This is a genomic window from Phytopseudomonas daroniae (genome assembly GCF_004327275.1).
Classification (GTDB): domain Bacteria; phylum Pseudomonadota; class Gammaproteobacteria; order Pseudomonadales; family Pseudomonadaceae; genus Aquipseudomonas; species Aquipseudomonas daroniae.
In genome coordinates this window covers 188,257-206,833 of sequence record NZ_QJUJ01000008.1, presented here as the reverse complement: position 1 = coordinate 206,833, position 18,577 = coordinate 188,257, and the positions used below count along the sequence as shown (strand labels likewise).

20 protein-coding genes and 1 other RNA gene are annotated in these 18,577 nt (G+C 54.0%); 7 read left to right on the top strand and 14 right to left on the bottom strand.

The window, feature by feature from the left end; translation table 11 throughout:
* Positions 1-28 precede the first annotated feature (28 nt).
* Positions 29-420: a transfer-messenger RNA gene (ssrA, locus tag DNK10_RS18825) on the top strand.
* Positions 421-536: 116 nt separating this feature from the next.
* Positions 537-1,346 (top strand): hypothetical protein, encoded by an 810-nt coding sequence (locus DNK10_RS18820; protein WP_131192609.1) that lies wholly within the window; start codon positions 537-539, stop codon positions 1,344-1,346.
* On the opposite strand, the gene DNK10_RS18815 is transcribed toward DNK10_RS18820, so the two are convergent.
* The 11 genes from DNK10_RS18815 to DNK10_RS18760 all read right to left on the bottom strand — a co-directional run bounded on the left by DNK10_RS18815 (position 1,330) and on the right by DNK10_RS18760 (position 9,877).
* On the bottom strand, positions 1,330-2,328 hold the full coding sequence (locus tag DNK10_RS18815) for a phage integrase (RefSeq protein ID WP_131192608.1): 999 nt from the start codon (positions 2,326-2,328) through the stop codon (positions 1,330-1,332). The genes DNK10_RS18820 and DNK10_RS18815 overlap by 17 nt on opposite strands.
* Entirely contained in the window at positions 2,328-3,608 is a 1,281-nt protein-coding gene (locus tag DNK10_RS18810; RefSeq protein ID WP_131192607.1) for a hypothetical protein, read from the bottom strand. The genes DNK10_RS18815 and DNK10_RS18810 overlap by 1 nt, the downstream gene beginning before the upstream one ends.
* Positions 3,609-3,676: 68 nt before the next feature.
* Positions 3,677-5,026, bottom strand: coding sequence for a type II secretion system protein GspD (locus tag DNK10_RS18805; protein ID WP_131192606.1), 1,350 nt, complete (start codon positions 5,024-5,026; stop codon positions 3,677-3,679).
* Between the two features lie 6 nt (positions 5,027-5,032).
* On the bottom strand, positions 5,033-6,133 hold the full coding sequence (locus DNK10_RS18800; protein WP_131192605.1) for a zonular occludens toxin domain-containing protein: 1,101 nt from the start codon (positions 6,131-6,133) through the stop codon (positions 5,033-5,035).
* A 9-nt stretch (positions 6,134-6,142) separates the two neighbouring features.
* Positions 6,143-6,517, bottom strand: a complete 375-nt coding sequence (locus tag DNK10_RS18795) for a DUF5455 family protein (protein WP_131192604.1) — start codon at positions 6,515-6,517, stop codon at positions 6,143-6,145.
* Positions 6,517-7,248, bottom strand: a complete 732-nt coding sequence (locus DNK10_RS18790; RefSeq protein WP_131192603.1) for a hypothetical protein — start codon at positions 7,246-7,248, stop codon at positions 6,517-6,519. The genes DNK10_RS18795 and DNK10_RS18790 overlap by 1 nt, the downstream gene beginning before the upstream one ends.
* A gap of 566 nt (positions 7,249-7,814) precedes the next feature.
* Complete coding sequence (locus tag DNK10_RS18785; protein ID WP_131192602.1) at positions 7,815-8,117, bottom strand: hypothetical protein; 303 nt, start codon at positions 8,115-8,117, stop codon at positions 7,815-7,817.
* Between the two features lie 285 nt (positions 8,118-8,402).
* The gene (locus tag DNK10_RS18780) at positions 8,403-8,756 is read right to left on the bottom strand and encodes a hypothetical protein (RefSeq protein ID WP_131192601.1); all 354 of its coding nucleotides are present in this window, start codon (positions 8,754-8,756) and stop codon (positions 8,403-8,405) included.
* Between the two features lie 465 nt (positions 8,757-9,221).
* Positions 9,222-9,419, bottom strand: coding sequence for a hypothetical protein (locus DNK10_RS18770; protein WP_131192599.1), 198 nt, complete (start codon positions 9,417-9,419; stop codon positions 9,222-9,224).
* Complete coding sequence (gene pflM / locus DNK10_RS18765; RefSeq protein WP_131192598.1) at positions 9,419-9,706, bottom strand: lysogeny maintenance protein PflM; 288 nt, start codon at positions 9,704-9,706, stop codon at positions 9,419-9,421. The genes DNK10_RS18770 and pflM overlap by 1 nt, the downstream gene beginning before the upstream one ends.
* Before the next feature lie 6 nt (positions 9,707-9,712).
* Positions 9,713-9,877, bottom strand: a complete 165-nt coding sequence (locus DNK10_RS18760) for a DNA-binding protein (protein ID WP_425273869.1) — start codon at positions 9,875-9,877, stop codon at positions 9,713-9,715.
* 623 nt (positions 9,878-10,500) lie between these two features.
* On the opposite strand from DNK10_RS18760, the gene DNK10_RS18750 reads away from it, so the two are divergent.
* The 4 genes from DNK10_RS18750 to DNK10_RS18735 are packed head-to-tail and all read left to right on the top strand — an operon-like array spanning position 10,501 to position 15,010.
* The gene (locus tag DNK10_RS18750; protein WP_165496014.1) at positions 10,501-12,675 is read left to right on the top strand and encodes an ATP-binding protein; all 2,175 of its coding nucleotides are present in this window, start codon (positions 10,501-10,503) and stop codon (positions 12,673-12,675) included.
* The gene (locus tag DNK10_RS18745) at positions 12,672-13,901 is read left to right on the top strand and encodes a hypothetical protein (protein ID WP_131192594.1); all 1,230 of its coding nucleotides are present in this window, start codon (positions 12,672-12,674) and stop codon (positions 13,899-13,901) included. The genes DNK10_RS18750 and DNK10_RS18745 overlap by 4 nt, the downstream gene beginning before the upstream one ends.
* 13 nt (positions 13,902-13,914) lie before the next feature.
* Positions 13,915-14,574, top strand: a complete 660-nt coding sequence (locus tag DNK10_RS18740) for a hypothetical protein (protein ID WP_131192593.1) — start codon at positions 13,915-13,917, stop codon at positions 14,572-14,574.
* Positions 14,564-15,010 (top strand): very short patch repair endonuclease, encoded by a 447-nt coding sequence (locus DNK10_RS18735; protein WP_425273868.1) that lies wholly within the window; start codon positions 14,564-14,566, stop codon positions 15,008-15,010. Before DNK10_RS18740 ends, DNK10_RS18735 begins: the two co-directional genes overlap by 11 nt.
* Here the strand turns inward: DNK10_RS18735 and DNK10_RS18730 are convergent.
* Both DNK10_RS18730 and DNK10_RS18725 read right to left on the bottom strand, forming a co-directional pair.
* Positions 14,958-16,013 carry a DNA cytosine methyltransferase gene (locus DNK10_RS18730; RefSeq protein ID WP_131192592.1) on the bottom strand — a complete coding sequence of 352 codons (1,056 nt, stop codon included), beginning with the start codon at positions 16,011-16,013 and terminating at the stop codon, positions 14,958-14,960. The two genes, DNK10_RS18735 and DNK10_RS18730, sit on opposite strands and share 53 nt — an antisense overlap.
* 70 nt (positions 16,014-16,083) lie before the next feature.
* Entirely contained in the window at positions 16,084-16,641 is a 558-nt protein-coding gene (locus tag DNK10_RS18725; RefSeq protein WP_244216286.1) for an HNH endonuclease, read from the bottom strand.
* A 302-nt stretch (positions 16,642-16,943) separates the two neighbouring features.
* Here DNK10_RS18725 and DNK10_RS18720 point away from each other — a divergent pair, with 302 nt between their 5' ends.
* Complete coding sequence (locus DNK10_RS18720) at positions 16,944-17,540, top strand: HNH endonuclease (protein ID WP_165496013.1); 597 nt, start codon at positions 16,944-16,946, stop codon at positions 17,538-17,540.
* A 118-nt stretch (positions 17,541-17,658) separates the two neighbouring features.
* Here DNK10_RS18720 and DNK10_RS18715 read toward each other — a convergent pair whose 3' ends face one another.
* Positions 17,659-18,057, bottom strand: coding sequence for a hypothetical protein (locus DNK10_RS18715; RefSeq protein ID WP_131192589.1), 399 nt, complete (start codon positions 18,055-18,057; stop codon positions 17,659-17,661).
* Positions 18,058-18,577: the final 520 nt, after the last annotated feature.

Sequence of the window (18,577 nt, the reverse complement as noted above, 5' to 3'; positions counted from 1 at the left end):
GCGTACACTACAAACCTTGCACGCTTTTGGGGCCGATTAGGATTCGACGCCGGTAGCGAAGCTCGAGGTGCATGCCGACTTGGTAACAGAAGTCGTAAATCCACTGTTGCAACTTTCTATAGTTGCCAATGACGAAAACTACGAGGGCTACGCTCTCGCTGCGTAAGCGGCGCGACTAGTCCTTCTGGTAGCTTCGGCTCCAGCGATCACCAGGGGATGCCTGTAAACCCGAAGTGATTGTCATGCAGAACAGGATCGCCGCGTAGTACGTTGTGGACGAAGTGGCTAAAACTTACACAACTCGTCCAAAGCACCCTGCCCGTCGGGCGGCTGCGGATTAACTCAATAGACACGGCTAAGCATGTAGTACCGACAGTGGAGAACTGGCGGACGGGGGTTCAAATCCCCCCGGCTCCACCAAACAAACCCCTGATTTTCCTAGCGAAAGTCAGGGGTTTTTCTTTGGGTGTCGAAAAAGTGTCGAAATAGCGCAATAATCCCAATCAGAGACACCCAGTCAGTTGGGAAACGTATAGATGACAGAGTCCAGCACCGAAGCTTTCGTACGCTTAATCAAGAGCAAACACGACTCACTGATAAAATCTTTGATTCGCCTTCAAAAGGCACTAGTCGGTGAAGACATCCAGAAAAAAGTCGATTACGCAAAAAAAGCACTCGAAGAAGCTGCTGCACTTAGCTCACTTCTTACCGCCCCTGATAAGCCCAACTGGCTGCAACCACTATGTCAGCGCCTACAAATCTACAACAACAATCCCTCAGTTGAGGCATATAACTTCCTTCAAGCTATTATTCCTCTGATCGAGCCTATCCATAATCACGACTGGTTCGGCAGCACACACAAAAACGCATTAGACTTCGACGCAATATTCGAAAAATATAAGAAAGAGAGCAGGCTTAACGAGCTATTTCAAGAAATCATCAGAATACTAGAGTCTATCCTTGAGAGCGGCGAGATAGACAGCAACTCAATGCAACGGGCGCTAGAGCGGATGATCTCAACCCTCCGTAGCTGCAAGAAGGGCTCCTACTTCCACATCAATAGCAGCTGGGAGTTCCTAATAAATTTCATACAGAATTATCTATGGGAAGAACTTGGTAAAATCCCAGCACTTGGATCAGCAGTTACAGCCCTAAGAAAGACGTTAGAAGAAACAAATGAAGAAATGTTCAAAGTTCATAACAGCGTAAAAAAAGAACTAGAAAACTCAGTAGAAGATGAAGTAAAAAGTCTGAAAGGAAAAGCCACCTTCAATTTTCCGACTTATAACAAACTTGGCTTCATCCCCCCCGAAGGAAACGATAACAAATTTATCGGAGAAGCTTAGTCACATTCAACGGCCCCAAACGGATAGCGTCAACAAGATGATCCGGCGCTAGGTGCGCATAACGCATGGTCATGGCCAAACTCGAATGTCCTAAGATGCGCTGCAGCGTGACGATGTTTCCGCCGTTCTGTATGAAGTGGCTAGCGAAGGTGTGGCGAAGTGCGTGTGCTGCCTGCCCCTTCGGTAGCTTGATGGTCGTCCGGGCCAAGGCGCGGCGGAATGCAGTGATGGCCGAGTTAGGCTGACCATGCTCACGCCAGTGGCGAATAATCTTGGCTTCAAGCTCTGCAGAGATAGGCACTGATCGCACCTTGCCGCTTTTGGTGCCGCTGAACGTGACAACCCGGTTTCGCACCGAATGAGGCTTGAGCTTTTCGGCCTCCGACCATCGAGCACCAGTGGCCAAGCAGATCAACACGATGACTTCGACGTGCGGGTTATCGCAGCCAGTCCGGATCGCCTGCAACAGCTCGGATATCTGTTCATTTGTCAGCCAGGAAAGCTCACGTTCCTGGACACGTAAGGGCTTCACCAGCTCCAACGGATTCGGGTAGTCGATGACGCCCAAGCCGCGTAGCTCGTTGTAAACCGCACGCAGGTAACCGAGCTCATTGTTCAGCGTCTTGGGTGACGTGCCAGCTTCCATCCTCAAACGGCGGTCATTCGCATAGATGTGCGGGTCGAGTCGGATCGCCACGGGATCGCGCAGGCGCTTGGCCAGATAGAGCAGTTTGCGCAGTCGCCCGGCTGCATATCGAAGTGAATGGCCGTGCAGGTCATACCAGAGCTGCATGAGCTCAGAGAGCCGACGTTTATCCTTGGGCTTGGGTGACCAATCCTTGTTGTCGACCAGCTTGGCGCGGCACGACGCCTCAAAGCGTTGGGCTTCACCCTTGGTCTTGAACGTCTTGCGGAAGCGCTTGCCCTTGATGGGCTCAACATCGACCTTCCAGCGACCGTCAGGCAATTGCAGTATCGCCATCAGACCGCTCTACCCCATCGCACATGGCGTTCCTGCAGCAGATCCTTGATGTGTTTATAAAGATCGTCCTGGGTCATGTCCTTGGCGGCGTAGTGATCGCGAATGACCGGCCAGCAGTCCCATTGCTGCAAGGTCTTAAACGCCTTTTTTGCGCCCACCTTTTCCCTTGCCAGCAGGCTTACGAAGTTTCCCAGGAACAGCTCCACGTTCTTGCCGGAGAAGCCACGCGAGGTCTTGTAGTAACGTTTGTATTCGGTGTCATCAAGCAGCGAATCCACCGGCAGATCTACGCGCACGTCTTCACGGATCAGCGTCCAGATAGGCTCAAAATAGCCAGGACGGCATAGCAGCTTGAATTGACGGAGGCCATAGCGCCAAAGGCCGTCCAGATGCCCCGCAAAGGCGGCAAAGGAGCTGGTGTCGATCAGTGCGCCGGACTTCAGATCGATTGAGCCACTGGCAAATTGCTGGATGACAGAGTGGTGATAGCGCAGCTCTACACGCCACACATCGGCTTCAGGGTCGTAGTTGTCCGGATCTTGAGGATCGAAGCTGTCGCGGCGCTTCCAGACGCTTTCCCAGTAGTCGAGCTTGTCAGTAGCCCGGGCCTGCTCAGTCTTGTTGTAGATCGCCAATTGCACACCACTGGCCGAACCGAACATGAAGGTTTCGCCACGTCCATAGGTGCTGGATTTAGTCGTCCAGTTGATTTCGTTGATGCCGGAAATGTCGCGTTGGGTGCGTGCCCGGCAGTGCATGCGGGCAACCAGATCCACAGGCGGTTTCCAGCCTTGCAGATCTAAAGCCAGGTGGACGGCGCACTGGTTGATTTCGCGATGGGTCAGGACAGCCGAGGCGTAATAATCCATACGGTCTTGCAGGCGCTCAGGCGACAGGGCGTCGATGGCATGGGGCGAGACTTCGATTTTCAGGTGAGCGCCGATGGCGTCGATCTTGGCGTTGAAGTTCTTCACCAGCAGGATGATGCCCAGGTCAGCGTTCTGGAGCTTGTACTGGTAGCCAGAGTCTTTGCTGACACGCCCCGAGTGCCAGATCTGGCCGGCGAATTCGACCATGGTGCCGGGCTTCTCGAACAGGCACATGATGTCAGGGCGGATCAGGCCCCGGTACAACTGGCGCACGGTATCTACGCCACAGCGCAGCAGGCGTACACCCGAAAGGTCGGTGAGTGCTGCCGATGCAGCATCCATGAAGAGACGACCCGTGCTGCTCTCAAAGCCGGTTGCTCGGTCAATCCGTCGCTGGTCTTTAACGCTCATGTGTTTTTCCCTTTATTGGCCAGTAATGGCCACTTCCAAGCTGATTTATCTGACGTGTTACAGGGACGTCACCGGGCGCTCTGGGCGCGCCCGGCGGAGTCTCGGACTGCGTCCAAACCGCCGCCGGGCGCCTGCCAGAGCGACATATCCACCCATGGTTTCGCGTCATCAGGAATCAGCTCCACATCGTTCATGCCGTGGATACGGGCGGTTATGAGCACCACGAGATTGGTGGTGCGCACGCGGGTGGACTCCGATCGGAAGATGCGCCCCAGGTACGGGATATCGCCCAGGATCGGCACTGCACTTACCGATCGGTCGTTCTGCTGTGATCGCAAGCCGCCCAGCAACACCCCCTGACCATCCTTGAGCTGGATACGGGTCAGGATCTTGCGTGTATTGGTAATGATGTCCGCCGCGGTGATGTCGCTCGAAATGCTTGAGGCGGACTGACTCACCTGCAATTCGATGGCATCGGCGGGTGTGATGAATGGGGTTACCTGCAGGGTGACGCCTACATCCTCGCGAACGATGGTCTGAAACGGATCTGATGCCGGTGTGGATCCGCTAGTGGTCTGGCCGGTGATAAACGGGACGGTCTGGCCGACAACGATGGAGGCAGATTCGCGGTTGAGGGTCAGTAGCTGAGGGGTCGATAACAGCTTGCTGCTGCTACTGGTGCGCACCGCCTGCAGGAAGGCGGATATGGTCGGGCCTGAGAACGTGAGGCTGAAGCCAAGATCGGAGCGGTCGGAGGGGCGAACCGCCGTACCGTTGATATCGAGTCGGCCGGATGCAGCGGCTGCGTTGAGGCCGAGCGCTTCGAAGTCATTGTCGGAGAGCTCAGCGACCACAGCGGTGATCTGAACTTGCCGCCGTGGCCGGTCGATTTCGGTAACCACCTCCCTGATGGCGTCCAGTTGCTGACGTGTGGCCGTGACGATCAGGGCGTTGGACGTGGGCGACGGCGTGACCAGCACCTGACCGGTTGCGCTGCTCTCGGTGGTGCGATCAGCGCGGGAGCTGAGCACATCCCGGACGGACTGTTCGGCAAAGTCGGACTGCAGGTGCTGGAGCTGGATGACCTCGGTGATCAGTACCGGCGATTCCTGAATGGGCCGCGCACTGATACGGATCGCGCTCGAGCTTTTGGAGTAGTGGAAGCCAGAAGACAGGACGGCGTTTTCCAGGAGCTGTTCCAGTTCCTCGGGGCCATCGAAGGTGGCGAAGATGGAAATCGGCGCCGAGCGGATATCGGAGCCCACCACCACCGATTTGTTGAGCATCACTGCCACCCACTCGACGAAGTCCTGCAGGGTGGAGTCGTAGAGCTCGATCTTCTCGGCGGCTGCACGGGCCAAGGATGAATTGAGCGCGAGGGTGATCAGCACAACGGAGAACCAGCGACGTTTAGCCATGGCCTATTACCTGTAGACAGAAAGAGAGTCAGTACCGCGCACCAACAGAGCTTCCCGGGGGCCGCGTTGCTCGATGGCGATAGCGCGAGCCTGCAGATCCTCGGAGCGGATGCGGTTGCCGGTGGAATCAGCGAAGACGTAAACAACCTGGCCAGACATGCGCCCAAACGAGGCGATGCGCAGACCGGGGAATTCATCAGCCAGGGCCTTTTCCGGGGCTTTGGCTTCGATGGCAGGTACAGCCTCGGGAACAGCGCTGGGAATGCGGATCCAGGCGATGGCGGCGAAGACTGGCAGCGAACAGATCAGGGTGATGAAGCCGCCCAGGAAAAAGGCGTTCACCACCCGAGTACGGCGGAAAAAGATCTTGGTGGTGCGCATGAGAAACCCCAGATCGCGAGGTGATGGCGGGAGGCGACGACGCCAGTAGCCGGGCGGGAGCATGGAGTACGAGCCTTTGTCGTAGTCCTTGTTGTATTCCTGGGTGGTGTCGTAATAGCTGTAGAACTCTTTGCCCTGATAGAACCAATCCTCAACCTTGGGCGAGTTGAATTTCGGGCCGTATTTGACGATGGCCTGATGCAGCTTCGGCAGGTTGCCCTTCCAGATACCCAGGGTCAGGATTCGCCCCGGCAAGCGGAAGATGAAAGGGATCTTCAGCTTGTCCCAGCGGTTGATGTACACCACGTGTTCGGCGATGGATTCGCGGATCTGCTTGTCGATGACGTTGACGTTCTGCACGCACAGCCACAGATCCCAGCGGCGTTTGCGCAGGAACAGGAAGAACTTCAGCAGGTCGGTACGGCCACCGGAATTCCAGTCGCGGGAGTTGAGCCATACGCCCGCCTCATCGAGGAATATCCCGCCGAACATTTCTTCGTCGTAGGTATCGTGGCCAAAGCCCAGGCCGGTCAGATCGGCAGCGGATGGCAGGTCAGGCAGGCGGACAAGGCGCGAGTATTTGTTATCGGCCCTGCACAGCTTGTCCATTTTCACATCGACGTTTACGGCAACGCGGCGACGGCTTTTGAGGTAGTCCAGGATCTTGAGAATGCACAGCAGGGTTTTGCCAGCACCCAGCTTGCCGGTGACGATATAGACGGCCATGGGTGATCCTTAAGTGTGGATGAACTTCTCAGAGAGGCGGTGCACCCACATGAAGATCAGCGAGTGCAGGCGGGCAACGAGCAGGATGGTGATACCCGCGGAGAGATTGGACGGCAGAAACATCTGGCCAAAGGCGATCAGGTCAGGCGCCATCTCAGTGGCAATGCGCCCCACAACCGCATCAATAGCCTTGGCGAAAACAGCGATAGCAGTACCAATGGCGGCGACAATTAGAAGGAACAGCGCGACCTTGCGGAAGAACTTGGTGATGAACTCAAAGAACGGCGCAATCATTGGCGTGATAAACGCCAGTAGCCAGCCGTTGAAGCGCTTGAACAAGTTGGGGAAGAACTTCTGCAGGAAACCCTTAATCCAGCCGAGCATCAGAACCCTCCTTTTTCAGCTTTGGCGTTTTCCAGGCGCATACCGGCATAGGCGATTCGCCAGACACCGATGATGGTTCCCATCCAGACGATCCATTCGAGCAACGGCTTGATGCGGCTCAGCTCACAGGCATCCAGGCGAAGGTTGGTGTGGAGCTTTCCGGCATCGACTTTCACATCGAAGGCGGAGCAGGAGCTGCTACGCGGCAGAACACCATCGATCAGGTTGATGGCGGAATACGCGACCGAGCCAGGGCCAAACCAGTCATTACCAACGAGGTTCGGCAGATCCGCGAGCGTGCCTTGGTTGAGGGCGTCCTGTGCTTCGAGAGTGTCATTAAGGCCTTGGCCAAAAGAGCCGATCAGACCACCCGCAAGACCGGCAGCGGCTTCACCAATGCTGGAGTCATCACCGTCCCCCTCACCGTCATACTTTTCCCCCAAGGCATCCTCAGCAAACTCTTTGAAGGCGTCGCCCAGATTGCCTAGGGCTTTACTGATGCCATCAAGCAGGCTGTTGGTCTTGTCGATTTTTGGGCCAAGTTTTTCTTGGTCACCTTCCCCGGGCTCGCCCGTTCCCCCATCACCATCACCGGAGCCATCGCCGGGATCACTCGGGTCAGTTGGATCGGTCGGATCTGGTGGGTCGGTAGGATCTGGCGGATTAGTGGGAGGCGTGCCATCGCCCGGAGCATCAGCCGGGTCGCATTCAGCGCCTGTGTAGGTGCCCACACCTCGACAAACCCCAGTCGTAGCCCCCTCAAAAGCCGGCTCGCATTCAGAGGTGCCGAGCGCTATGCGGCAGCTATTCATGCACGCATATTCAATGGGGCCGAGGCCGTTTAAGTCAGGGCGATTTAGAGTCCAGGAAGTGGACTGGCCCTCGAGTTGCTGACAGGCAGATGGAGGACGTTCGCATGCGCCAGTTGTGAGGTTGAATGTCGCGCCAGATGGACACGAATCGCCATAACGAATAATCAAGCTACTAAGCGTAGTCGTGCCGCCCGACTTAAGACCAAGCCGCAATTGACAGCGAAACGTCGCGGAACTCGCTGTCGTAGGTTCAAACACTTCAATGCTACTCGACGTATAACCACCGCCATCTGGACTAGCTGAGTAGCTGGAAAGAGCCTGACAAGCAGAAATAGCGGATGGAAACCTACCAAGGGCACCAACATAATTATTAATAGTCCAATAATAATCCTCAGCAAACACAAACTGCCCCCACCCCATAAGGGTGAGAGCAAGTAGCAGGCGGAGGCCGAAAGCCGTACGCATCATTCGACCCCCAACCCTGTTTAGGCGCCAGCTGCGCTGAACACGCGACCGGCGATTTTGAACAGGGCCACACCACCACGGATGACGCCGAACAGGATCGCACCGGCAGCCATCAGGGTGGCGAAGGCACCAGCCAGATCGACGAACACTTCGAGCAGTTCAGATGGCACTTCGATTGCAGCATTGGCGGAACCAGCAGTCAGCGCAGCTGCACCGGCAGTGATCAGAGCGAGCGGTTTGCCGCCCAGTGCTTTACCGACACTGGCCTCGTTCTGTACGAGCTGGCCGCCACGAGTGGCGACTTCTTTTTTGCTTTGGTACATGGAGTTGTTTCCTTCAGTTGGTTGAAGCGTCGATTACTTCCTTCCAGCCAAGCCGGAAGGCCCCCCAGGACACGCCAATCCCGAGAGCACCCACAAAGAGCCCAGCGATAACGAGGTATTGCCCCCAGGTGAAAGCCATATCCGTTACCTCTGATGCCCGTGGATTAAGCCAAGGGCGGCGATGGTCACCACGCCTTGAATGAACTGCAGAGCCCAGAGGTCACCGAGGGTGACGCTGGCCAGATAGGCTTCTATTCCCATGCGGCGACCTCCGACTGATCAGGGTTAGGACTTGGCCGGGTCGGTAGGCTTGTTGGGAGTAGCAGCAGGCGCAGGGCTCGCAGCGGTGCGGGCTTTGGTGTCCACGGCTTCGATATGCAGGGCGAGGTTTTTGCCCTTGTTCTGGCCGCCACGGGCAACGTCGAAGGTGATACGCACCAGCTGCAGAGGCTCGAACTGGGAGCCCGCGGTGAACACTTCGTCGGCGGCGTCTTCAGAGATCGCCATGCCGATGATGGACAGGCCGTGTTCGGTCTTGCCGTCCGGCTCATCACCGTAGAAGACCTTGGCGTATTTAGTGTCTTCGACCTGAGTCATCTGAGTGCCCAGGAATGCAACTTCCATAGTCGAACGTGCCATTGGGTGTTTCCTCTTTTCAGTTGCGCGTTATTGCGCGGTTTTGCCTTTCAGCAGGCCGAGCGATCCCGTGCAGGTGAACTTGCGTCAGTTCACGAGCAGGTGCGTTTCGGTCTACCGGGGTTTAAAGCCGGGTCAGGCGGTGCCTGTTGTTCTGTTTCACACCAAGGGCTTTGCCCTTGTCATCCCACTCTTGCCGCCGAGGGCTCGGGAGCGCGGGGCAGAGAAGCTGCCCCACACTCACGAGCGGAGGCTGGTTTGTCCGGGGGACGTTCAATAGTTCGCTCCGCCCGTGCCTCCGTTTGACCGAACGGTGAATCGTGTTCGGACAAGCCGGGGGCGCGGCTATTGACCGGGCCAGAGTTGCGGGAAAGCCCCAGGCGAATAAGCGCGTACATGAAGAACGGGAGCACCAGAAACAGAGCCACGCCAACAAGAATGAAGGTCATTTCCAGCAGGCTTGGATACTTATCGAACATAAACCACCCCCTCGACGACCGGGCCTTGCAGGGCCTTAACGATTTCTTGCCACTCATAAACGCCCCAGTTTTCCCGGATACCCATTTGGGTGGCGGCGTCCTGCTGATGCTGGATGCGGCACAGCTGCTGGCTGGCCAATGGCAACAGCTCAGCGGCTTGGGCGACGGTCAGGACGATGCCGGGCATTACTCAGCCTCCGACTCGAACAGATCCCAACGCGGGACGTACGGGGTTGGTTTGCCGGTGTCTTGCACAACGTGCCACCACTTCGGCGGTCGCGGGCTTGGCTTGTGTTTCGCGCAGTACGAAGCAGGGGTAACGATCAATCGTCCATTGACCGTGGATACGGTTGCGGGGCGGCAGTGGCTGCAAGGTGTGGACTGGGAGCGAGCGCTTTTCGCCAGTTCGCGTTTCGACCAGCAGACAGAGCAGTCGCAGTCCGGGCTGTGCGGTTGGCGCAGATATTTGTGCATGCGTCATCACTCCCACTCCTCTTCCATGAGCTGCTTTGTCAGCAGTGCAACGTTCACCAGAACGTATTTGCCGATCTTCTTGGACGGCAGGTAGCCATTGCGAATCCAGCCCCGAACCTTGTCGTGCTCGTTTTCCATGCGAATCCAGTTGGCGAACTCGCGCCATGGCATCACGGGCGGGGCTCCAATCACACGGCTTAAAGTCAGGTCGGTTCCTTCCACAATCTTGGCCTTTGTTGCACTATGTAGGTCTTTGTTTGCAGAGAAGTCTCTGCGTAATATTTACTCTTTCGTAAAATTTACACGAGCAACCATGCTGCGTAAAGTTTACGCACAATGATTTGTATCTATATGGATTCAGTTCGCGATAGAGCGCTTCAATTGATCAAGGTCGTAGGGCCGAAACGCCTTAGCGAAAAAGGCGGGAAAAACTACGACCGCTGGAGAAACATCAGTAGCGAGAAGATCCGCATTGGGACTGAGGAAATAGGAATCCTCGCGGAAGCCTTTCCGGAGTACGCACTATGGCTCGTTAGCGGCAGAGTCGAGCCTGAGAGCGGGCACAGAAGCCCAGAGTACGACGAGGCCAACCGAACCTTGACCAGTCCAAACGCGGGATAGCGATCACTCAGGAAGTAGCTAGGCGCTGGTACGCCCGAAGTGATAGGAAGCAAGATCAATGACAAGGACGAAATCCAAACGGGAATACCTAGTTCCCACGCACATGGGAACTGACTCAGGCGCTGAGTCAGTTCCCCCGAACCATCTCTATCAGAGTGCAAGCGATGCGACTTGTGGATAAAGATCGGCCAAAAGAAAATTTCAAAGAATTCACCGTCGATGCCGCTCTTTTGAGAGAGCTTGGGGAGCGCCTAGTAGGCAAACCTCACGTTGCCTTGTCTGAGCTGGTGAAAAACAGCTATGACGCAGATGCGACGGAGGTAGAGATTCTCTTCGGAGAGGACAGCATTACAGTCTCGGATAATGGGACGGGGATGAGTCCGTCCGATTTCGTTAATCACTGGTTACGTGTAGGCACCATACACAAGCAAACCAATACGACGACTCCTCGAGGCAGAACAGTTACTGGCTCAAAAGGCATCGGACGACTGTCCGTCCAGTTCTTGGGGGAACAGTTGGAGCTGGTATCCAAGAAAAGGGGACAGACTCGATTCGAAGCAGTAGTCGACTGGCCTGAGAACATAGAGGCTGGTGATCTCATAAAGGCTGGAGCATATGTCTTCCAAACAAACTCTGCGGAGCCAGTGCACGGAAAGTTTGCAACAGGCACCTCCGTTACCATTCGAGGATTAAAACAGCACTGGGGAAAGTCGGAATTGAGGGACTTAGCGAGAGAGCTTTGGTTCTTACAACCCCCGGAAAAGCTTTTTAAATCGCTTGATCGAAAAGACAAGTTCCAAATCACTCTCAAAGGTGTTGCAGATGATGAGGAAAAGAGCTTTTCCGATCAAATGCGCCAGGCGTTCGAAAACTGGATTGCGGTAATCGAAGGTGAACTTAAAGAAGGTAGCAAAGGTGGGGGAAGCAGAGTAACGGTCACATTCAAGAATGGTGACGAGTACAATGCTTCATACAAGGTAAATACGCCGCTTCTAGACAGCGCACGATTCAAGATATATGTATTCAAACTCTCTGGAAAACAGACGGGGGGCGTTGAAGTAACCACAGCCAGGAGGTATTTCAGGCAGTATGGCGGGGTGCACGTATACGACAATAATTTCCGACTCCCATTCTATGGCGGTGAAGAGCAAGATTGGCTAGGCCTTGAGTATGACCATTCCCACCGACTAAATCGCTCCGCCTTGCTGCCCCCAGAGTTCCAAGTCCCCAGCGGGCTTAATGACCTACCTACCAATGGGCGAATATTTGGGCTAGTGCAAATATCCACTTCTCACGAGCGTAAAGTTGCTGCTCAGGCACAACTCAGAAGAGGTAACTATCTAAACGTTCAGGTTACTCGCGACAGGCTAATTGACAACCATGCTTTCAAACAGCTGGTCGATACAGTCAGATGGGCGCTAGACTTCTATTCGATGCGCTCTTTCGAGAGAAGGCAGAAAGAAAAACTATCGAAGAGACTTGAAGTCCCTGAAACGGAAACTAAGTCCTCGGAGATTCAGGAGCAGCTCTTTCAAATATCCTTGAGTGCACCTGCGCAGGTAGCCAAGCAGATAGAGAGAGTCTCAGAAAACTTCAGAGAGCTTAAAGAGTTAGAAGACCAGCGAAAAAACGCGATCAATGCGGAGCGCGTTCTCCTGGCGGCCTTGGCAACAACAGGTATGGCCGCGCTTGCAATGGAACATGAACTGCAGAAAGAACTGGTCGTCCTGTATGGTATTAAAGATCAGCTAACCTCGAAACGAGGTGCTTTGAACGAGGCCAAGATCATTGAGGCCTTGGACAATTGGGCAGAGCGAACGACAAGAGCAAGAAAATTATTTTCGCCTCTCATGAACGAATACGATCGAGAGAAGCGGAACAAGTACAAAGCCAAGAAGGTCATCGAACAGATAGTCAAGAACTCAGAAGCCGTCATGCGGGACGTGAGCGTCGAAGTAGAAATCACTCCCGGTCTTCAGTTGCCAGAAGCAACGTTTGCCGGATGGAATGCTATATTCCAGAACGTTTTGATCAACGCCGTAAATGCAATGATCGGCTCAAAGGTTAGACGAATTCATTGCTCTAGCGAGTTCGAAGATGGAGAGCATGCTATTTACGTTCAAGACACCGGCGCAGGTGTCCGACTGCATGACAGCTCTGACCTTTTCAAACCATTCGTACGTCGCCTAGAAATACCCGAAGAGAGAAAGAGCTTGGGCTTGGGCGGTATGGGGATTGGGCTTACCATCGTCAAGATGGTTGCCGACTCCTTGGATTGCGAGGTCTCGTTCGTAGAACCGACTCCCCCCTTCAAGACAGCTTTCAAGATTTCATGGAGCGATCAATGAATATATTGATATTGGATGATGACCAAACACGTGCAGAAGACTGGAAGCGAGAAATAGACAAGACTCTAATCGGCGGAGCTAAGATCACTGTTCACGAAAACAAAGACGTGAGCCGTGTGATTTCAGAACTTCACCAAAAAAGACTAAAGGCTCGTGAGGGTGATTATCAAACCGTCGCTGAACTTGATACAGTCGATCTACTCATCGTTGACTATGATCTTCTAGGCTTGGATTCCGAGGGGCATTCTGCGTGGTCAACAGGCGCTGAGGTTGCTTATGCGGCTAGATTAATGTCGAAGGTCGGGCCTATCGTGGTAGTCAACCAATACGGAACGAACTCTTTCGACCTGACCATGCGTAGAACCTCCCCGTCGTACGCAGACTTGGACTTAGGCAGCAAGCATATTACGAGTCCAGAGCTTTGGAAGGATGAGGGCTTCGAAGGTTTTAGACCCTGGCATTGGCCAAACCTTCTTAGGGAGCCATCTCGATTCAATGAATTATCAGCATTCGTCCTTGAGAAGCTAGATACCTCTGTCATTCAAGCTCTTGAGCTAGAGTTGTCAGACTTCGATTCCCCTCGCTATGTCTCTCCTGAACTACTGGCCAGGCTCGGCCTGAGCCGTGAGGGTGGAATGACATTCAGGCAGCTCCTCGTAGGTGCACAAAAGGAGGATGGCCAATATCAGCCCAATCCGATAAGTGTATTCAACATCCTTGAGAAAGACGCTGCACTTGTCAAAGAAATGCCTTTGGATGTTCTGTCTCGTTTGGGAGCAGCCGTGCTTAGTCACTGGGTAGAGCGACTGATTCTTCCAAATCAGGAGTTGATAGCAGATGCTCCTCATCTGGCTTATCAGTACCCATGGATCCTAGCGAATCATGAAAGCACAGACGCTTGGAAAGGGTTGGCAAGGCTGGATGAAGTGGTTGGGCTCACACCTTCCATTGAAAGTTACAGAGTTCATCCTACGTGCTTAGTCAGTCGCCCTGCTTACTGGGCGGGTCAAGTGAAACGAGATCTCGATGTGCCAGAGGAGTTTTCCATGGCAAACATTCCCGATCTCGCATTCTGCGAAGACATATCATCCTTCAAAGATAAAAATGAGTGCAAATCCTTCCCGAGTGATCTCCAGACATTCGATAGGGAGCGCTGGGTGTCTGACGACTTATCGGCTGGTGGTGAGAAAGTCAATTACGAACCACAAGCATATTTGCTGATGTGATTTTGGGGCTTCCATGGAAAGGTCAGATGCCAAAGCACTAACTAAGCTTCTCTTGGATTTGCATGATAATAATTGTAGAGCTTTTGCAAGCCACCCTCTGTTGAGTAGATGCAAGAAGTTTGGCGAGCGGTATGCAGCTGCGTATGGGATAGAAGTTTTCTTTACCGATAAGAACTCACATGCGCTATCGGCTCAAATTGAGAGCATGCTTATCAATCCTAATGCAGGGACTGAATCTCCTTACTTGTTGATTGATTTAGAGCCGGCAGATGGGTGGATAAAAATTTTTAGGCTCGTGGTAACAGAAGTCGGCAGCCTCAATGCCGAAGTGGTTTTCTTGAAAGCTGAGCTCGAGAGAAACATATCATTTGGCTATAGGTACGAGCATCCGGAAATCTTTCAGGGGAAGGGTGCAGAAAAGCATGCCTTCTTCCATGTTCAGCCGATCAAGAAGACAGTGATCAAGGGCCGACAGGTCGAACTGCCCGGATCGATATCTTGGATTCCTACTAGCACTCCAGCCTTCTTCATGATGGCGAGTAATGCCTGTGAAATAGTTCTGTATGCTGTGCATTCTGCATGTGGCTGGGAGTGTCTAAAGTCTCTAAGGATCAAGAGTTTCGTGCTGCGCAGATTCCTAATGTTAGGAGAGAAGGCAACAAGTGCGTTCTGAGCAGGAGAAAGTGACGGTTAGGATGAAGGCTGTTAGAAGGGAAAACACACGGCCTGAGATTCTAGTGCGCAAGGTTCTTCATGGCGCGGGGCTCAGATTTCGCATAACCAAGAAATCGTTGCCTGGCACTCCAGACATCGTTCTAACCAAGCACAGGACGGCCATCTTCGTGCATGGCTGCTTCTGGCATCGTCACCCTGACTGTCGCTACGCGAGTACACCGAAAACTAGGCAAGAGTACTGGCTGCCCAAGTTCGCGGCTAACGTAGAGCGCGATGCAAGGAAAGAGGCGGCGCTCGAGGAGCTGGGATGGCGGGTGCTTATTGTGTGGGAATGCGAAACCAAGAACTTAGCCGCCCTTGAGGAGCGGCTCAGGAGGGAATTCAATCAGCCTTCAAAGCCTTCTCCACCTCGTCGAGGTGACGCTGAATGCTGAGGCCAATGATTTCACCCAAGCGAACGGGAACGGCGTTACCGATCATCCTTCCAACTGCCTTGAACGTTATCTTCTCGGGCGGCATGAATTTGTACTTCTTGGGAAACGACTGCAGGATTGCAGCTTCGCGGAGCGAGATCGCTCGCGCCTGATTCTTGTCGTAGTGACCGAAGCGACCATTTCCAAACCCATAGCAAAGCGTCGTCATGGTGGGGCTTGGTTCATCGCCACGCATACGTCCATAAACGCTTGGGTAGGTTTTGCCACTTGCTTTGCGGTGACAGTCAGCACGTAGATCCTCAGGCCAGTCCTTCCAGGTGCCGCCAGGCTTGGAAAGCATGATGCGTGTCAGATTGACGGGGCTGAGCGTGGCTGCCCGGTGCAATGGATCTTTGGAGTCACATTCGCCCGCAGCCAGTTTGGGGAGGCGGCCAATGGCCTTCTTTACGGTGACGGGCTTGTCATGTGTTTTGGGGATCATGGTGATCGGCCCCAGCTTCGAGGCTAGAAGCACATGACGGCGACGCTGCTGAGGTAGGCCGTAATCCACGCAATGAATGGTGTCGGCCCAAATATCATACCCCTCCTTCTTCAGAGCGCTGACGAAGTCGTGGTAGACCCTGTGCTTGGTCACGTCAGGAACGTTCTCCATGGTGACCAGCTCAGGCTTGATGCTTTTGATGAGCTTTTCGAAGGAGTAAAGCAGCGGCCACTTCACATCGGTGGTGGTATCTCGGCCTTGGTTGTAGGTCGAGAAGGGCTGACAGGGCGCACAGCCGGCAAGCAGCTTAAGACGGTTAGGACGGTACCACGCGGCTACATGGGCGGGATCGACAATAGCGACGCTTTCTGCGATGAATTCAGCGCCATTGTTCGTCTTGTAAGCGTATTCGCAATTGAGATCGATGTCGTAGCCGGCGCGAACGGATATACCGGTCTTGAGCAGGCCAGCGGTAAGCCCACCAGCTCCACAGAAAAGGTCAACGGCGTCAATGTCATGCATGATCAAATATCTCCTAGCGGAGATCATTCTATCCCGTTGAGGAGGAAAGATCGAGCACGGACATCGAAAATCATGCAGGCATCACGGGCGGCCGAAGGGTCTGCTTCAGCTCCTCAAGGCTCAGCCAATGTCGGCCCGCGTGCACGACTCGATGGCAATTCGCGCAAAGCAAGGCTAGATCATCAAGGCGGGTTTTCTGACCAGGCTCAAGCGTGTGAAGAGGCCGGAGGTGGTGAACATCAATGAGGCCAATACCTGCGTTACCGTAACGCTGCTGAAAATCGAAGCCGCAGGCTTCGCACTCGAGCTTGCCGTGCCTGGACAGGGCATGCTTCTTCTTGCGCTCAACGAGTCCACGGCTGCGTTCCCTTACCCTGTGCAGGCGAGTGAGCACCTTACCTTCGGATGCCTCATGTATGTCAGGCTCGTCCTGGGCTTGAAGTAAGTGGCCATCCAAACCATCTAGATCGACGGCATTGCGAATACCGGCCACGACCGCGGCTAATTTGCTGGGGGAATGAGCAAATTCTTTCCAGACGACTTCTTCGTCCTTATTGCCTTTGGCGAGTCCGGTCTTGCCATCCTTGATGTAATCAGGATCCCAGCGGCGGAAGTTGCCGAGCTTCATGTATACGCCGTTCGCGTTGCGAAAGCTCAAGGAGGAGCTGAGCCCAAGCGCTAGCCCCATCTTGCCAAGAAACTGGGAGAGCTCTTGCACCTCGGGGTGATGCTTGGATGGCAACGAATCGCGGTGTCTCAGATATAGATCGAGGGCGAATATCAGCTCATCACGAGTCCAAGCAGGGTTGGCCTGAGAGCTGACCGAAGGCTGAGGCTGGAAAGTCGTTGGCATAGGTTCTTAGCGCTGGCATTTCGACCTGCTGATACTATCAATTCGGCATGAATCTGGAACGAATAGCGGAGCTGAGCATGGATGCACGAAGAGTTGAAATCATGGAGGCGCTGGTTCGGCTGGCTCAGGCCGTACTCCGAGGACGCTCCGAACGTTGGTGCCTGCGTCTTTGGAGCCGCTACATCAAGGTTCGAGACCGACACCAGTGCGTGCGCTGCAAGTCTACGGAGGGAATACAGGCGCATCATATCTTTCGACGTTCACTCTATCCCTACGGCTGGTATCAACCAGGCAATGGAGTGACGCTTTGCCGTGAATGCCATGACCTGAACCACTCGGTATTCAACGGAAAGCCCGATCTCGGTCAGCCGATCGATGCTCAAGGCGGAGACAACCTAGACGATTCGGCCTATTTCTTCTGGCTGCTGCTCGAGGATGCTCAAGATCAGGGCCTCAACGAGGACGAGTTCTATTTCGTGGAAGATCACATGCTGATCTTTTACGTCCGGGTTCAGGGGTACGCATACTTACTCGATGCAGTAGCTCACGGGCAGATGAGTCGATTGAGAATGAGTTATGAAATATGGAGAAGATCAGGAGAGACGATGATGCGATCACTCATCGAAGCCAATATGGTGGGGTTCGAAGATGGCGAGTTGTTCATCTCGATGTAACCACGAGCTCGAGCTTGCTAGAACTAGGTTGCTAAACGCTCTTAAAGCTAAACGCTCCGAGCGATGGTGCATGGCCTTATGGAGCCGTTTCATTCGCTCGAGGGATGGCGGCGTTTGTCTAGTTTGCAACGAAAGCGAGGCAGTCGAGGCTCACCACGTCTTTCGGAAGACGATCTACCCCGCTGGTAAGTTCGAGCTTGGTAACGGGGTTTCCCTTTGCCGAAGTTGCCATTGGAAGCTGCATGCCAAGTTCAATGGCAAGCCAAAGGCCGGCGAGCCACTCAACGCGCGGGGCGGTGATGACCAGGATGAAATGGCCTTTCTGTATGGCTTGCTTGCGGACGATGCAGATGAAAGAGGTCTCGATCATAATCGGTTTTACTTCATCAGCGACGAGATGCTGAGCTTCTTCAATCAATGGCAAGGTTATGACGAGTTCGTCCGGGTCTCGTGCAGAAGTCAGATTAGAAAGGCCCATGAGATATGGAGAAACATGCCGAGCGAGTGGTATCGACATCAAGCACACGAGATCGCGCAGATACTGCTGACAGCCAAGCTCTGATGTCGAAAAAGTGTCGAAACTAACAGGCAGCGACAGGCATCAGTGACCAAGATGAAGAGCATGGAAGTCTTGTTTTAGCTGGTGTTGGTCAAAAATGGGCACTAATGAGCAGAAGCTGAAACGGATTCAAATCCCCCCGACTCCACCAAACACCCGTTACAAATCAGGCACTTAGCGAATAGCTACAGTGCCTTTTTTGTGCCTGAATGGGCTGTTTTGGCTGGGTTATGCCAGCTTAATGACAGCTTTTGTAGGAGCTGTGTAGTACCCCAGCTTTCAACTATTCCCCAAGTATCAAAAGGCCATAGACTCATGGCATATTGCCCCTACAACTTCATACAGGGAACTCATATGAAACGGAAAGCGACCTATATGGCCATCCTTGGCCTACTCATGCTGGGGGCTGGCACTGCCCACTCTGAATGTTTCGGTGAGGGGGAATACACCGTTTGCACTGACACAGAGACCTACTCCA

Excerpts from the sequence above, each read along its gene's own strand:
- DNK10_RS18725 (WP_244216286.1), bottom strand. The coding sequence starts at position 16,641 with ATGAAGCTCGGCAACTTCCGCCGCTGGGATCCTGATTACATCAAGGAT.
- DNK10_RS18815 (WP_131192608.1), bottom strand. The coding sequence starts at position 2,328 with ATGGCGATACTGCAATTGCCTGACGGTCGCTGGAAGGTCGATGTTGAG.
- DNK10_RS18720 (WP_165496013.1), top strand. The coding sequence starts at position 16,944 with ATGGATGCACGAAGAGTTGAAATCATGGAGGCGCTGGTTCGGCTGGCT.
- DNK10_RS18800 (WP_131192605.1), bottom strand. The coding sequence starts at position 6,133 with ATGGCCGTCTATATCGTCACCGGCAAGCTGGGTGCTGGCAAAACCCTG.
- DNK10_RS18785 (WP_131192602.1), bottom strand. The coding sequence starts at position 8,117 with ATGTACCAAAGCAAAAAAGAAGTCGCCACTCGTGGCGGCCAGCTCGTA.
- DNK10_RS18795 (WP_131192604.1), bottom strand. The coding sequence starts at position 6,517 with ATGCTCGGCTGGATTAAGGGTTTCCTGCAGAAGTTCTTCCCCAACTTG.
- DNK10_RS18810 (WP_131192607.1), bottom strand. The coding sequence starts at position 3,608 with ATGAGCGTTAAAGACCAGCGACGGATTGACCGAGCAACCGGCTTTGAG.
- DNK10_RS18740 (WP_131192593.1), top strand. The coding sequence starts at position 13,915 with ATGGAAAGGTCAGATGCCAAAGCACTAACTAAGCTTCTCTTGGATTTG.
- DNK10_RS18745 (WP_131192594.1), top strand. The coding sequence starts at position 12,672 with ATGAATATATTGATATTGGATGATGACCAAACACGTGCAGAAGACTGG.
- DNK10_RS18715 (WP_131192589.1), bottom strand. The coding sequence starts at position 18,057 with ATGTCGATACCACTCGCTCGGCATGTTTCTCCATATCTCATGGGCCTT.
- DNK10_RS18780 (WP_131192601.1), bottom strand. The coding sequence starts at position 8,756 with ATGGCACGTTCGACTATGGAAGTTGCATTCCTGGGCACTCAGATGACT.
- DNK10_RS18770 (WP_131192599.1), bottom strand. The coding sequence starts at position 9,419 with ATGCCCGGCATCGTCCTGACCGTCGCCCAAGCCGCTGAGCTGTTGCCA.
- DNK10_RS18820 (WP_131192609.1), top strand. The coding sequence starts at position 537 with ATGACAGAGTCCAGCACCGAAGCTTTCGTACGCTTAATCAAGAGCAAA.
- pflM (WP_131192598.1), bottom strand. The coding sequence starts at position 9,706 with ATGCACAAATATCTGCGCCAACCGCACAGCCCGGACTGCGACTGCTCT.
- DNK10_RS18730 (WP_131192592.1), bottom strand. The coding sequence starts at position 16,013 with ATGCATGACATTGACGCCGTTGACCTTTTCTGTGGAGCTGGTGGGCTT.
- DNK10_RS18805 (WP_131192606.1), bottom strand. The coding sequence starts at position 5,026 with ATGGCTAAACGTCGCTGGTTCTCCGTTGTGCTGATCACCCTCGCGCTC.
- DNK10_RS18760 (WP_425273869.1), bottom strand. The coding sequence starts at position 9,877 with ATGCCATGGCGCGAGTTCGCCAACTGGATTCGCATGGAAAACGAGCAC.